Annotated in this window: 16 protein-coding genes; all 16 read right to left on the bottom strand. The window is 70.1% G+C overall.

The window, feature by feature from the left end; translation table 11 throughout:
• Nucleotides 1–178: 178 nt before the first annotated feature.
• The gene (dprA, locus tag R2B38_RS30490) at nt 179–1,501 is read right to left on the bottom strand and encodes a DNA-processing protein DprA (RefSeq protein WP_411978594.1); all 1,323 of its coding nucleotides are present in this window, start codon (nt 1,499–1,501) and stop codon (nt 179–181) included.
• 14 nt (nt 1,502–1,515) lie between these two features.
• A complete protein-coding gene (locus tag R2B38_RS30485; RefSeq protein ID WP_318019081.1) occupies nt 1,516–3,141 on the bottom strand; it encodes a YifB family Mg chelatase-like AAA ATPase in 1,626 nt (541 codons plus the stop codon).
• Nucleotide 3,142: 1 nt separating this feature from the next.
• The gene (locus R2B38_RS30480) at nt 3,143–3,505 is read right to left on the bottom strand and encodes a YraN family protein (RefSeq protein WP_318019080.1); all 363 of its coding nucleotides are present in this window, start codon (nt 3,503–3,505) and stop codon (nt 3,143–3,145) included.
• A 128-nt stretch (nt 3,506–3,633) separates the two neighbouring features.
• A complete protein-coding gene (locus tag R2B38_RS30475) occupies nt 3,634–3,942 on the bottom strand; it encodes a DUF2469 domain-containing protein (protein WP_003965949.1) in 309 nt (102 codons plus the stop codon).
• Between the two features lie 56 nt (nt 3,943–3,998).
• Complete coding sequence (locus R2B38_RS30470; protein WP_318019079.1) at nt 3,999–4,538, bottom strand: NUDIX hydrolase; 540 nt, start codon at nt 4,536–4,538, stop codon at nt 3,999–4,001.
• Nucleotides 4,528–5,307, bottom strand: a complete 780-nt coding sequence (gene lepB / locus R2B38_RS30465) for a signal peptidase I (RefSeq protein ID WP_033282647.1) — start codon at nt 5,305–5,307, stop codon at nt 4,528–4,530. The genes R2B38_RS30470 and lepB (R2B38_RS30465) overlap by 11 nt, the downstream gene beginning before the upstream one ends.
• A 78-nt stretch (nt 5,308–5,385) precedes the next feature.
• Nucleotides 5,386–6,360, bottom strand: a complete 975-nt coding sequence (lepB, locus tag R2B38_RS30460) for a signal peptidase I (protein WP_318019078.1) — start codon at nt 6,358–6,360, stop codon at nt 5,386–5,388.
• On the bottom strand, nt 6,248–7,369 hold the full coding sequence (gene lepB / locus R2B38_RS30455; RefSeq protein ID WP_318019077.1) for a signal peptidase I: 1,122 nt from the start codon (nt 7,367–7,369) through the stop codon (nt 6,248–6,250). The genes lepB (R2B38_RS30460) and lepB (R2B38_RS30455) overlap by 113 nt, the downstream gene beginning before the upstream one ends.
• On the bottom strand, nt 7,362–8,078 hold the full coding sequence (gene lepB / locus R2B38_RS30450) for a signal peptidase I (RefSeq protein ID WP_318019076.1): 717 nt from the start codon (nt 8,076–8,078) through the stop codon (nt 7,362–7,364). The genes lepB (R2B38_RS30455) and lepB (R2B38_RS30450) overlap by 8 nt, the downstream gene beginning before the upstream one ends.
• A gap of 45 nt (nt 8,079–8,123) precedes the next feature.
• Nucleotides 8,124–8,474: a 50S ribosomal protein L19 gene (gene rplS / locus R2B38_RS30445; protein ID WP_033282651.1), complete on the bottom strand. Its 351-nt coding sequence runs from the start codon at nt 8,472–8,474 to the stop codon at nt 8,124–8,126.
• A gap of 133 nt (nt 8,475–8,607) precedes the next feature.
• Nucleotides 8,608–9,441, bottom strand: a complete 834-nt coding sequence (trmD, locus tag R2B38_RS30440) for a tRNA (guanosine(37)-N1)-methyltransferase TrmD (RefSeq protein WP_318019075.1) — start codon at nt 9,439–9,441, stop codon at nt 8,608–8,610.
• On the bottom strand, nt 9,438–9,998 hold the full coding sequence (gene rimM / locus R2B38_RS30435) for a ribosome maturation factor RimM (RefSeq protein WP_318019074.1): 561 nt from the start codon (nt 9,996–9,998) through the stop codon (nt 9,438–9,440). The genes trmD and rimM overlap by 4 nt, the downstream gene beginning before the upstream one ends.
• Nucleotides 9,999–10,080: 82 nt before the next feature.
• On the bottom strand, nt 10,081–10,320 hold the full coding sequence (locus R2B38_RS30430) for an RNA-binding protein (RefSeq protein WP_005479813.1): 240 nt from the start codon (nt 10,318–10,320) through the stop codon (nt 10,081–10,083).
• A 2-nt stretch (nt 10,321–10,322) separates the two neighbouring features.
• Nucleotides 10,323–10,742 carry a 30S ribosomal protein S16 gene (gene rpsP, locus R2B38_RS30425; protein WP_033282653.1) on the bottom strand — a complete coding sequence of 140 codons (420 nt, stop codon included), beginning with the start codon at nt 10,740–10,742 and terminating at the stop codon, nt 10,323–10,325.
• A gap of 286 nt (nt 10,743–11,028) precedes the next feature.
• Nucleotides 11,029–11,622: a hypothetical protein gene (locus R2B38_RS30420; RefSeq protein ID WP_033282654.1), complete on the bottom strand. Its 594-nt coding sequence runs from the start codon at nt 11,620–11,622 to the stop codon at nt 11,029–11,031.
• Between the two features lie 261 nt (nt 11,623–11,883).
• On the bottom strand, nt 11,884–13,299 hold the full coding sequence (gene proS, locus R2B38_RS30415) for a proline--tRNA ligase (RefSeq protein ID WP_318019073.1): 1,416 nt from the start codon (nt 13,297–13,299) through the stop codon (nt 11,884–11,886).
• Between the last annotated feature and the right edge of the window lie 12 nt (nt 13,300–13,311).

The following is a 13,311-nucleotide window of genomic DNA, read 5'->3' as shown; positions in this document are numbered from 1 at the left end:
AGCGTAGCGTGACTGGAGTGTCGCGGTGTGCGAAGGGCGGGGCTCGGACCGGGCACGGACGCGCTCGGCGGGGTGCCGGAGCGGGTTACTCCGATTGCTCTGCGTGATCATCGGAATGCGCCAACTGCGGGAATTCCCAAGGGTGTCGGGGTTCCCCCGGACGGCCGAACACACTCGGTCAGCGGCGCCCCCGATCGGGCCGGACCGAGATCATCGCCTGGCGTGTCAACTTCCAGCCGTCGCCGTGTCGTTCGACGTAACCAAGTGCTCGGAGTTCGTACAGTCTCGCGATCGCGTCGTCCTCCGTGGTCTGCGCACCGCGCGCGATCTGCCCCGGCGGCGCTGCCCTGTTGCCGGGCAGTGCGGCGAGGATGCGCCGGGCGGCAGGCTCCAACAGGTCGCGCGGGAGCACCGGTCCGCGTCGGTCCGGGGCCAGTTCGCCCATGCCACCGACCAGTTCGACGATTTCCGCCGTGTCGGTGACCAGCACCGCGTCCCCACGCAGGAGTTCGTGCACTCCGGCTGACAGCGCACTGGTCGCCGGCCCAGGTACCCCTATGGTGTGACGCCCCAGTCGCTGCGCGGCCCGCGCCGTGACGAGCGACCCGCTCCGGTACGCGGCCTCGACCACCACGGTGCCCCGCGTGAGCGCGGCGATCACCCGGTTCCGGAGGATGAACCTGCTCGGCGTCGGATGCTCGCCGGGCGGCAACTCGCCGACCACGAGCCCCTGTTCGGCGATCCTGCGGATCAACTCGGCGTGCCCGCGCGGGTAGGGCCGGTCGACGCCGCACGCGAGCACGGCGATCGTGACGCCGGTCGCGCCGAGGGCGCCGCGATGGGCGGCGCCGTCGACTCCGTAGGCGCCGCCGGACACGACCACCCAGCCGCGTTCGGCCAGTCCGGCGGCGAGGGTGGCCGCCATGTGCGCGCCGTACTCGGTACAGGCCCGGGCGCCGACGACGGCGACCGACTTGAGTGCCAACATCCGCAGGTTGGGTTCCCCGCGCACCCACAGCCCGATGGGCCGCGCGTCCCCGAGATCGTCGAGCTGGGCGGGCCACTCGACATCACCGGGACACACGAACCGGACGCCGGCGTCCTGCGCGACGGCCAAGTCCCGCCCGGGCTCGACCAGTTCGGCCCGCGCGCACAACCCGGCCCACCGCTTGTCGGTCACCCCGGTGAGCTGCGGCCCACCGTTCCACAGCCGCCGGGCGACCTCCACAGCCCCGAGCTCCCGGATCCACCGCCCTGCGACCTCGTCCCCAGGTTCGACGACCCGGGCGAGAAAGACACGGGCGAACAGGTCGTCGCCCGCGCCATGGGGCCTGGTCGGGTCATCGGCCCCGCCCGCGCCATGGGATCCGGTCCAGCCATCCACCCTGGTCGCGCCATCAGTCCCGGGCCAGCCATCGCCCCCGCCCGCGTCACCAACCCCGGCCCGATCATGACTACCCGCCCGACCGCTGACCCCCGTCCGGCGATCGACCCCGCCCATGTCCTCGGCCCGGGTCACGTCATCGCCCCGATGGCCATCGGCACGCCTCGCGGTACGCCCGTGCGCAGTTGGAGCGCGAGGGCGACATCGGTCGCGCCGGGCCGGTCGTGGCCGACCAGGTCCGCGACCGTCCAGGCGACGCGCAGCACCCGGTCCAGCCCGCGCGCGGTGAGCACGCCGCGCTCCAGGCCGCGCTCGGCCTCGTCCATCGCCCCGCGCTCGGCGTGCCAGCGGCTGCGCAGTTCACGGCCGGGCACCTCGCTGTTGGTGCGCCAGGGTGTGTCCGCGAGCCGCGCCGCCGCCCGCTCCCTGGCCGCCCGCACCCGGTCCGCGACCGTCGCCGTGGACTCGCCCCGCGAGCCGCGTCCGGTGAGCTGGTCCCGCGTGACCCGGTCCACCTCCACCCGCAGGTCCACCCGGTCGAGCAGCGGCCCGGAGAGCCTGGCCTGGTACCTCCGGATCGACATCGGCGCGCACTCGCACAGGTCGTCGGTCTGCGAGAAACGGCCGCACGGACAGGGGTTGGCGGCCAGCACCATCAGGAACCTCGCCGGGAACCGGACGACCCCCGCACTCCGCGCGATCACCACATGCCCGGCCTCCAGGGGCTGTCGTAGCGCATCCAGCGCCTGACCACTGAACTCGGGGGTCTCGTCGAGGAACAGGACGCCTCGATGGGACAGCGACACCGCCCCGGGCCGCGCGATCCCCTGTCCGCCGCCGACGAGGGCCTGCATCGTGGCCGAGTGGTGCGGGGCGCAGTAGGGGGCGACGTCGATCAGGGGTTTGCCCGGGGGCAGCAGGCCAGCCACCGAGTGGACCGCCGTGACCTCCAGGGACTCCTGCCGGTCGAGCCGGGGCAGGACGGCGGGCAGCCGCTCCGCGAGCATCGTCTTGCCGGCCCCGGGTGGGCCTTCGAGGAAGAGGTGATGGCCGCCGGCCGCCGAGACCTCCACCGCCGTCCGCGCCGAGAACTGGCCGACGACATCGGCGAGATCGTGCCCCAGGTCGTGCTGGGACGCGCCCACGCTGTGCATACCCGTGGCGGCGCCCGTGCCGGGCATGCGCAGTCCGGCGAGCAGCGGGTCCGGGCGTCCCAGCTCGTCCGGATCCTCGTCGGGTACCGGTTCGTCGGCGAGTACGGCGATCAGCTGCCGCAGTGTGCGGACGCCCAGCACGGACACCCCGGGCACGAGGGACGCCTCGGCTGCGGCGCATTCCGGGACGACGACCTGCTCGTATCCGGAGTCGGCCGCGGCCAGCACGGCGGGCAGGATGCCCCGGACCGGCCGGACCCGTCCGTCCAGGCCGAGTTCGCCGATCATCACGATGTCGGCGAGCACACGCGGATCGATCCGCTCGGCCGCACCGAGGACGGCCGCCGCCACGGCGAGGTCGAACCCGCTGCCGCTCTTGGGCACCGACGCCGGGCTGAGTCCCACGGTCAGTTTCTTCTGCGGCCAAGGTGCTCCCGAGTTGACGAGCGCGGCCCGCACCCGGTCCTTGCTCTCCGTCAGGCTCTTGTCGGGCAGTCCCACCAGCGTGAACGCGGCGACTCCCGGTTCGAGGTCGGCCTGGACCTCGACGACGACTCCCTCGACGCCCACCAGCGCCACCGAACACGTACGAGCGAACCCCATCTCAGGCCACCCCCCGGGCGTGCTCGACCACGGCCCTGCCGCACCGGGGCACGACGACACCCACCAGGTCGATGCGGACCCCTCCCGGCGGGGCTCCGCCGTGCGCGTGGATCCATCGCTCGGCGAGGCCCCGTAGGCGCTCCGCCTTCTGGGGTGTGACGGCGGCCATCGGGTGCTCGAAGGCGCCCGCCCGCCGGGTCTTGACCTCGCAGACCACCAGGACGTCGCCGTCCCGCGCCACGATGTCGATCTCGCCGGTCCTGCCACAGCGCCAGTTGCGCTCCAGGACCGTCATGCCGGCCTCGACCAGCCGTCGTGCGGCGACCGCCTCGCCGAACCTGCCGAGTGCACTGCGTGCGTTCATGTCGGCACCACCTCCGGCACCAACCGTCACGCGGAACGGTCCACCAAGTGGATCTTGGTGGACCGTTCGGTGATTGTGGAGAACTCCGTCACCCGCACGAGTGAAAGCCACCCCGCGGGTATCCGCCGTCACCCGCCCGGCAGCTCCAGGTCGCTCTTGTTCAGCTCCTCGATGTTCACGTCCTTGAACGTGAGCACGCGGACCTGTTTGACGAAGCGAGCCGGTCGATACATGTCCCACACCCAGGCATCCGCCATGGACACCTCGAAGAACACCTCACCCTGGACCGAGTGCACCTGCATCTCGTAGTCATTGGTGAGGTAGAAGCGCCGTTCGGTCTCGATCACATATTTGAACAGACCGACGACATCTCGGTACTCCCGGTAGAGCTTCAGCTCCATCTCGGTCTCGTACTTTTCGAGGTCCTCGGCGCTCATGGCATGTTCCCCTTCACCCGTGCGATCCCACCATTGTGCGCCAGTCCCGTAAGCCCCTAGACGATTTCGGTGTCAAGGGTCACGGGCCCGGCCGGGGGACCTTCGTCGAGCAGCCTGCGGAGCAGCTCGGCGAGTCTGGTCGGATACACCGTCTCATGCGCCCGGTCCAGTTCCCGGTACGTCCACCAACGTGCTCCGGAGACGCTGCGTCGCTCCAGTTCGGTGAGGGCCGTGGCGCCGGGCACGCCCTCGGCCGTGGCGGACGTCCTGGCCAGGTAGTACCACTCGGCCTGGTCCCAGCGGCGGCCCGCGAACGGGAAGGAACACGTCCGCGTCCACAGCACCGGGCCGAGTTCGACCTGGGTGATGCCGGTCTCCTCCGCGAGTTCCCGTAGGGCTGCCTCCTCGTGGGTCTCGTCGCCCTCCAGGCCGCCGCCCGGGGTGAACCACCAGTCGTCGGACGGATCGTCCGGCTCATGGCCGTGGAGCAGCAGGATGCGGTCCTGGGGATCGAGCAGGACGACCCGGGCGACCTTGCGCAGACCGCCCTCGTACGAGTCGCCGTACGGGCCCTCCTCGGTGGCCTCAGCGGGCACCGGCGGGCTCCGTCCGGGTGCGGGCGCGGCGGCCGGCCGCCAGCTTGGCGACCGGGCCGTAGGCGCCGCCGCCGAGGACGAGCACCGCGCCCACGACGATCAGGGCCAGGATCGTGCGCAGCGGGCCGGGGTGGGAGAGGCTGCCGAGCGGCTCGAAGCCGGTGGGGCGCTCCAGCATGCCCTTCATCGGCCAGACGACGGCGTCCACGCGGGCGCTCACGGCGCTTTTCGCGACGGTGCCGCTGGCTACGTCCGTGAGGTGGGCGCTGGAGTCCAGGGAGCCCTGGCGTTCGTCGCCGAGGAGGAACAGACGGCCCTTGGGGACCTTCACCACGGGGATCGACTTGTCCTCGACCGCGCCGCCCTTGAGGTAGTCCTCGGCGATCTGCTTGCCGTTGACGACCAGCTTGCCGTTCGTGCAGCAGGAGACGGTGTCCCCGCCGACGGCGACCACCCGCTTGACCACGGGCGCGTTCGTCACCCAGGTCTTGTCCGTGAACACCACGACGTCGCCGCGGTGCACCTCGTCGCCGTCGACCCGCTGCGCCAGCACCCGGTCGCCCGCGTCGATCGTCGGCGTCATCGAGCTGGTCGGCACCGTGTACGGCCGGTAGACCACCGCTGCCCAGCCGAAGCCTCCGAGGAACAGCACAAGGCCCAGCGCGACGGCCAGTCCGGACAACCGCTGTCCGGTCCGGCTGCCCACCGGGCCCTTGCCTGTGCCACCGCCGGTACGCGGGGCCGTACGTGTTGCGCTCTCGCCACCCATGGGTCCGCACCCTACCCGGCGGTACCGAGGGTGGTCAGCCCTTCCTCCGGGACCAAGGTCACAAGCTCTACAAGGCCTTTACTCCGCCTTGGCCGAGCGCCTGCGGCGCCACAGAGCCAGCGGCAGGACGCCTACGAGGGCAAGGCCCTCCGGAGCGGCCGTCAGGAGGCGGGAGGCGGAGGCCTGGGTGTTGATGCCCGTCTGGTCGAAGGTGTCCGGGATCGGCAGCGTGCCCCAGCGGTTGATGGGCCAGGCCTTGACGATCGCGCGGCCGACGACCTCCTTCACCGGGACCATGCCGTGGTGCTTGTCGGACTGGTTGTAGCGCGAGTCCCGCGAGTTCTGCCGGTGGTCGCCCATCACCCAGATGTCGCCCTTGGGGACCTTGACGGTGAACTGGCCGCCCTGGTCGTCGTTGGTGCACGGGGTGTTGCCGGGGTAGACGTACGGCTCGTTCAGCGCCTTGCCGTTGACCATCAGCGGGCCGGTGCCGCTGCAGGAGACGGTGTCGCCGCCGACGCCGATGACCCGCTTGATGAGGTCCTTCTCCTGCGCGGACGGCATCAGACCGATCCAGCTGAGCACCGTCTGCAGGGCGTTGGGGTTCGCCGCCGGCTCGCCCGCCAGCCAGTCGTCCGGGTCGTGGAAGACGACGACCTCGCCGCGCTCGGGCTTGGAGCCGAACCACGGGGTGAGCTTGTCGACCAGGACACGGTCGCCCTGCTGGAGGGTGTTCTGCATCGAGTCCGAGGGGATGGAGAACGCCTGCACCAGGAACGTCTTGATCAGCAGCGCGAGGACGAGCGCGATGACGACCAGGATCGGCAGCTCCTTCCAGAAGGAGCGCGGCTTCCTCGGCTGCGGGGGCTGGTCGCCCGGCCCCTGCTCCTCGGTGCGGGTCGCGTCGCCCGGCGCCGTACCGTCCTCGTCCGGGCCGGAGTCACTCCCTGAGGTCACGGCGCTGTCCGCGGCCGGGGCGGGTGCTTCCACGGGACGTCCGTGGTGCTCCTCGCCGTCGTGTCCGGACCGTGCGCCAACCGCCACATCCCCCACGCCAACTCCTTACTCTGTGCCGCCGCCTGCCCCATCCTCGGCGCAGGCCCACCACTCCCATAACGAGCGGGAGTTCCGCAGGGCTCGGGAGTTGGACCGATCCGTTCGGATCGACCGGGGCAACCCTATGCGACAGTTCGGGACCGGCGGTCGTCCCCGACACGGAGTTGGAAACCGATGCGAAGGTTTTAGGTTCGTTCAGGCTGGTCCAGTGGCCCATGGGCCAGGCGATCACCTTGGCCCGCCCCACCACCGAACTGAGCGCGACCGTGCCTCCGTAGCTGGTGTTCTGGTGTGCGCGGGAGTCCGCCGAGTTGCCGCGGTGGTCGCCCATCACCCACAGCCGCCCCTTGGGGACGGTGATGTCGAACGCCGTTTCGGACGGTGCGTTGCCTGGATACAGGTAGTCGGCCTCGGTCAGGGGGACGCCGTTGACGGTCACCCGGCCCTGCGCGTCACAGCACTTGACGTGGTCGCCGCCGACGCCGATGACCCGCTTGATGAGGTCCTTCTCGTTGTCGGACGGCAGCAGGCCGATGAACTGGAGGCCCTCCTTGACCTGCTTGACCACGATCGGGTCGTTCTTCTTGGTGGTCTGCTCGTCCGCGAGCCAGCCGCCCGGGTCGTGGAAGACGACGACGTCGCCGCGCTTGGGCTCGGAGCCGAACCACGGGGTGAACTTGTCGACCAGTACACGGTCGCCGATGCGGATCGTCTGCTCCATGGAGCCCGACGGGATCACGAACGCCTGGAGGAGGAAGGTCTTCAGGACGAGGGCTATGAGAACGGCGACACCGACCAGGAGGGGTATCTCCCGGACCGCGGAGCGCCGTCGGCGCCGCTTGACCTTGCGCTGGAGCTTGCGCCGCTCGGCCCGGCTGCGGCCCGCGCCCCCGGCAGGGGCGAGCGCGCCCGCGCCCGCGCGCCGGAAACCGGTCGGCAGCAGGTTCTCGTTCCCGAAGGAGCCGCCCGGCGGCGTCGCGCCGCGGGGCTTGCCGCGGTTACCCATGGGCGCCGTCCGCGGCGGGTACGCGCGCGTAGGCGCCGGGTCGGACGAGGTGGGTCCAGTGCCCGGCGGGCCAGACGACCCAGTCGGCTCGCCCGATGACGTCACCAACAGGAATCATGCCTCCGCCCGGGTCGCCCAGGTGGTCCCGGGAGTCACTTGAGTCGCCGCGGTGGTCACCGAGGACGAACAGCGTGCCGTCGGGCACGACCACGTCGAACGCCACGGTGGACGGAGCGTCCCCGGGGTACAGGAACGCCGTCTCGTCGACCGACCGCCCGTTCACCTCGAGCCTCCCCTTCTCGTCGCAGCAGAGCACGTGGTCTCCCCCCACACCAACAACGCGCTTGATGTAGTCGGCGTCCCCGAAATAGCCGGTTCCATCGAACACGACGATGTCGCCGCGCCGCGGATGAGCACCGAAACGGTACGCCAACTTATTTACGAGAACGCGGTCGCCGATCCTCAATCCGGATTCCATGGATCCGCTGGGAATCTGGAAAGGCTGCAGCAAGAAGGTGTTGAGCAGCAGCAGGAACACCAGACAGACCAGGGCAGTCAGGGTGATCCGACCGCCGGGCAGCCACTCGGCGACCCACGACACCAACGCGAAGCGCGACCGGTCCTCCGGCCCTCCGGTGTCCGAGGTGTCCTCGGAGTCGGGAGGGCGGGAGGAGCGGTCGCGCTCCGTGTGCTGTGCTTCGGTGTCCATCGGAGCCAGATGCTATCCGGCCCCGATAAGAACCCCGTATCAAGCTCAGTTGTCGCGCTTCTCCTTGATCTTCGCGGCCTTGCCGCGCAGGTCACGGAGGTAGTACAGCTTCGCGCGACGGACGTCACCACGGGTCACGAGCTCGATCTTCTCGACGATCGGGGTGTGCACCGGGAAGGTGCGCTCGACGCCGACGGAGAACGAGACCTTGCGGACCGTGAAGGTCTCGCGGACACCGGCGCCCTGGCGACGGATGACTACGCCCTTGAACTGCTGCACACGGGAGCGGTTGCCCTCGATGACGCGGACGTGGACGTTGACGGTGTCACCCGGGCGGAAGGCCGGGACGTCGGTGCGCAGCGAGGCGCCGTCGACGATGTCGAGCAGGTGGGACATTTCGTCTGCTTTCTTCATCGATGCCACAGGTCACCGACGGGAGATAGGTGAAGGGAAGGATGCTGTCCGTGTCGGGGCGGGCGTCATGTCCCCCTGTGGCAGGGGCGCACGCCGGACGACGCACAACAGCGACCTATTCTTCCACGCCGTCCGGCCTGCGCCAAAATCGGCCGTACGGCTCCCCCGCGGGGTCCGGTGACCAGCCCAGGATCGAGAGCATCTCGCGGTCCTTCTTGTCGAAGGTCTTGGGCTCGCAGCGCTCGATCAGGTCGGGCCGGTGGGCGGCCGTGCGCTTCAGCGCCTCGTCGCGCCGCCAGCGGGCGATCTTGCCGTGGTGGCCGCTGAGCAGCACGTCCGGGATCCCCTGGCCGCGCCACTGGGGCGGCTTGGTGTAGATCGGCCCCTCCAGGAGGTTGGCCATGGCGCCGGGCGCGAAGGAGTCGTCGCGGTGGGACTCGGCGTTGCCCAGGACACCCGGCAGCAGCCGTGCCACGGCCTCCGTGACGACCAGGACGGCCGCCTCGCCGCCGGCGAGCACGTAGTCCCCGATGGACACCTCGTAGACCGGCATCCGCGTCGCGTACTCGTCGATGACCCGCCGGTCGATGCCCTCGTAGCGGGCGGGCGTGAAGACCAGCCAGGGGCGCTCGGAGAGTTCTACGGCGAGTTCCTGGGTGAAGGGGCGGCCGCTGGGCGTGGGCACGATGAGCGCCGGTGCGCCGGAGCCCGTCTCGTAGCCGTCGGCCAGGACGGAGTCCAGGGCGTCGCCCCAGGGGTCCGTCTTCATGACCATGCCGGGGCCGCCGCCGTAGGGGGTGTCGTCGACCGTGTTGTGGCGGTCGTAGGTCCAGGAGCGCAGATCATGCACGTGCACATTCAGCTGTCCACGCGCGCGTGCCTTGCCGACGAGGGAGACGTTCAGCGGTTCGAGGTACTCGGGGAAGATCGTGACGACGTCGAGCCTCATGCGTCGGCGTCCTCTGAAGAGTCTTCCCTGGAGGACACGACCTCGGCCCGGTCGTCGATCAGCCCTGGCGGCGGGTCGATGACCGCGCGCTGCTCCTCCAGGTCGATCTCGACGACGATCGACTCGACGAACGGGATCATCACCTCGCTGCCGTCGGGACGCTCCACGATGAAGAGGTCCTGGGAGGGCAGGTGCGAGATCTCGGTGATCCGGCCGACCTCCTCGCCGTCCTTGGTGACGACGTCGAGGTCCATCAGCTGGTGGTCGTAGTACTCGTCCTCCTCCTCGGGCAGCTCCTCGGGATCGACCTCGGCGATCAGGAGGGTGTTGCGCAGGGCCTCGGCGCCGGTGCGGTCGCTGACGCCCTCGAAGCGGAGGATGAGGCGGCCGCTGTGGACGCGGCCCGTCTCGATGGTGAGCGGTCCCGTCGGGGCGGGGTCCGTGAACAGGACGGCGCCGGGGGCGAGTCTGAGCTCGGGCTCGTCGGTGCGTACCTCGACGGTGACCTCGCCCTTGATGCCATGGGCACGGCCGATCCGTGCGACTACCAGTTGCACGTGTCCACTTCTCCTGTTTCATGCAGATCGGGCCGGGGACGGCCAGTGGCCCTCCCCGGCCCGAGCCGGATTGCGATAAGCGTCAGCGGACGTGGTCCACGTCGACAAGGTCGACGCGGACACCTCGGCCGCCGATGGCGCCCACGACGGTGCGCAGAGCGCGAGCGGTGCGGCCGTTGCGACCGATCACCTTGCCGAGGTCGTCGGGGTGCACCCGGACCTCCAGCACGCGCCCGCGACGCAGGTCGCGCGAGGCGACCTGCACATCGTCAGGGTTGTCGACGATGCCCTTCACGAGGTGCTCGAGAGCCTCCTCGAGCATGCTCAGGCCTCGGTCGACTCGGACTCGGCCGGAGCCTCGTCCTTCTTCTCAGCCTTCTTCTTCTGGGTGATCGCCTCACCCTTGCTCGCGTCGTCGCCACCGAGGGCGTCGAACACGGGACGCGCGGCCTTCGGCGCGGCCACGAGCAGCGGAGCCGGGGCCGGCAGGCCCTTGAACTTCTGCCAGTCGCCGGTGAGCTTCAGGATGGCGAGCACGGGCTCGGTCGGCTGCGCGCCGACACTCAGCCAGTACTGCGCACGGTCGGTGTCGACCTCGATGCGCGAGGGGTTCTGCACCGGGTGGTACAGACCGATCTCCTCGATGGCCCGGCCATCACGGCGGGTACGGGAGTCGGCGACGACGATGCGGTAGTGAGGCGAACGGATCTTGCCCAGACGCTTCAGCTTGATCTTGACTGCCACGGGAGTGGGTTCTCCTGGTTTTGACGTGGTTGGGCACGGCGAGATGGCCGCGTGGGGTTGCGGTACCCGAGTGCCCGATGGACGCGTCAGCCGGAGGCGAGAGGGTTCCTGTGCGGCTGTCGAGTACAGCTAGCCATTGTGCCACACCCCGGCGGCCCGCCCGACCGGGGAGCAGGCCCCCACCTGCTCCCGCCCACGCCGAAGCGACACCCGGCGCCGGGAGGTGACCGGCGCGGGTGTGCGCAACCCGGCCTGCGGGATGCGGCTGCCACGAGCAGCCGCGTCCTCAGGCCGCCACGGCCTCCGGGATGCGGAAGGGCTTGCCGCAGCCCCCGCACACGATCGGCGCCTGGGCCAGCACCGACGGGACGACCCGTACGTTACGACCGCAGTCGCACACCGCCTTGACGCGGACGCCGCCACCGGACGAGCCGTGACGGGCGGCCGGGCCGCGGAAGGTACGGGAGGTGTCGGCCGAGGTGGCGACGGTGTGGGCCTTGAGCGCGCGCTGGAGGCGCTCGATCGTCGGCCGGTAGCGCCGCTTCGCCTCGGGGTTGAGCTGGACCAGCGAGAAACCGCTGCTGGGATGCGGTTCGTCGGGGTGGTCCAGGCCCAGCTCCTCGGCGATCGCAAGGAATCTGCGGTTGTGGTAGCGGCCGGCGCGGGACGTGTCACGCACGCCGCGCGAAGCGGCGATGCCATGGACTGCCTCATGCAGCAGTCGCTCGAAGGAGAGCTCGTGTCCGCAGGCGGACGACGACTCTCCGATCAGGGACTCGGGCGCGGCCAGATCGGGCAGTTCGGGGTGGTACCGCTGAATATCGGCCCACGCCTCTGCCAGCTCTGCGGCGAGAACAGGTGGTGTCTGTGTCGTGCTCACGTAATGACAACGAGCCGGAGTGCCCCTGTGTTCCGATTCCGGGGCATCCCAAATAATTTGCACGTACCCGTCAGTTGCCGCTGATGCGTCCGGAGGAGGGCGGGTGCGCTGATCTGCGGAGAAGCCTCACAGCTCAGCACAAGGTGGTGCGTAGGCCCACGTACGACCCGGCGCGTAGACGGTGTCCGCGCGCCGGGTGAGCTGATGTCCGCCGTTGCGCAAGGGGCCTTTCGGTCGCTCTCCCGCCGGAAGGGCGCTACCTCAGTAAGCGCGCGCGACGATCGCGACGTTACCGGGTGCCGTGTCGGAGTCCGGTACCGACCCGTCCTCGGCGACGAGACACCGTACGGTCACCGCGTGCTCGGCCAGCCCGGCCTCGCCTTCTTCGCCGAGCGTCGCCCACGGGATGCGCGCCCAGCCGCCGGCGGTCGCGGCCTCGACGGCCTCCGCGATCGTCGACACCTCTGAGGTACGGGACTCGCGCCGCTCGCGGGACTGCCTCAGCAGCAGCGCCTGATCCTCCTCCAGGACTACGGGAAGCAGCTCTACGAGAGAGTCGATCGCCACCGGCTCCTTGCCTCCGGGGATACGGCGGGCCAGCATCGCCGTGCCGTTCTCCAGGTCACGGGGTCCGACCTCGATCCGCACCGGCACGCCCTTCAGCTCCCAGTCGACGGCGCGGCGCCCGAAGGGGATGTCCGTGCGGTCGTCGACCCGGACGCGGACGCCCGCCGCCTTCAGCCGAGCCCCGATCTCGCGGACCTTGGCCAGAACCGCCTCGTCGCCCTTGATCGCGAGGACGACCACCTGGATCTGCGCCAGCCGCGGCGGCACCCGCAGACCGTCGTCGTCGCCGTGCATCATCACCAGGGCGCCGATCATGCGCGTGGTGGAGCCCCAGGAGGTCTGCCAGACGAGCTCCTGCTTGCCTTCCTTCGACAGGTACTGCGTGTTGAAGGCCTTCGCGAAGTTCTGGCCCAACTCGTGACTGGTCGCCATCTGCAGCGCCTTGCCGTCGCCCATCATCCCTTCCAGGGTGAGGGTGTTGATCGCGCCCGCGAACCGCTCCTTGACCGTCTTGCGGCCCGGGACGACGTCCATCGCGAGGACGTTGACCATGAAGTCCTCGTACACCTGGCGGTGGATGTGCGCGGCGAAGTCGCGCGCCTCCTCGTAGGTCGCGTGCGCGGTGTGGCCCTCCTGCCACAGGAACTCACTCGTACGGAGGAAGAGCCGGGGCCGCAGCTCCCAACGGACCACGTTCGCCCACTGGTTGATCAGCAGGGGCAGGTCGCGGTAGCTCTGCACCCACTTCGCGAAGTACTCGTTGATGATCATCTCGGAGGTGGGCCGGACGACCGCGGGCTCCTCCAGCTCCTTGCCGCCGCCGTGCGTGACCACGGCCAGCTCGGGAGCGAAGCCCTCGACGTGGTCCGCCTCGCGGGCGAGGTAGGACTGCGGGATCAGCAGCGGGAAGTACGCGTTCTCGGTGCCCGTCTCCTTGATGCGGGCGTCCATCTCCGCCTGCATCCGCTCCCAGATGCCGTACCCGTACGGTCGGATGACCATGGAGCCGCGCACCGGTCCGTTGTCGGCCAGTTCGGCCTTGCTGATCAGATCCTGGTACCAGCGGGGGAAATCATCCGCCCGCGGCGTGAGTACGGGTGCCTTGGCCATGGCGAGATCGTA

Source organism: Streptomyces sp. N50 (genome assembly GCF_033335955.1).
Classification (GTDB): Bacteria; Actinomycetota; Actinomycetes; order Streptomycetales; family Streptomycetaceae; genus Streptomyces.
The sequence above is the reverse complement of the archived record's forward strand: the minus strand, read 5'-3'. Positions and strand labels throughout refer to the sequence as shown.

Excerpts from the sequence above, each read along its gene's own strand:
- dprA (WP_411978594.1), bottom strand. The coding sequence starts at position 1,501 with ATGGGCGGGGTCGATCGCCGGACGGGGGTCAGCGGTCGGGCGGGTAGT.
- R2B38_RS30485 (WP_318019081.1), bottom strand. The coding sequence starts at position 3,141 with ATGGGGTTCGCTCGTACGTGTTCGGTGGCGCTGGTGGGCGTCGAGGGA.
- R2B38_RS30480 (WP_318019080.1), bottom strand. The coding sequence starts at position 3,505 with ATGAACGCACGCAGTGCACTCGGCAGGTTCGGCGAGGCGGTCGCCGCA.
- R2B38_RS30475 (WP_003965949.1), bottom strand. The coding sequence starts at position 3,942 with ATGAGCGCCGAGGACCTCGAAAAGTACGAGACCGAGATGGAGCTGAAG.
- lepB (WP_033282647.1), bottom strand. The coding sequence starts at position 5,307 with ATGGGTGGCGAGAGCGCAACACGTACGGCCCCGCGTACCGGCGGTGGC.
- lepB (WP_318019077.1), bottom strand. The coding sequence starts at position 7,369 with ATGGGTAACCGCGGCAAGCCCCGCGGCGCGACGCCGCCGGGCGGCTCC.
- lepB (WP_318019076.1), bottom strand. The coding sequence starts at position 8,078 with ATGGACACCGAAGCACAGCACACGGAGCGCGACCGCTCCTCCCGCCCT.
- rplS (WP_033282651.1), bottom strand. The coding sequence starts at position 8,474 with ATGTCCCACCTGCTCGACATCGTCGACGGCGCCTCGCTGCGCACCGAC.
- trmD (WP_318019075.1), bottom strand. The coding sequence starts at position 9,441 with ATGAGGCTCGACGTCGTCACGATCTTCCCCGAGTACCTCGAACCGCTG.
- R2B38_RS30430 (WP_005479813.1), bottom strand. The coding sequence starts at position 10,320 with ATGCTCGAGGAGGCTCTCGAGCACCTCGTGAAGGGCATCGTCGACAAC.
- proS (WP_318019073.1), bottom strand. The coding sequence starts at position 13,299 with ATGGCCAAGGCACCCGTACTCACGCCGCGGGCGGATGATTTCCCCCGC.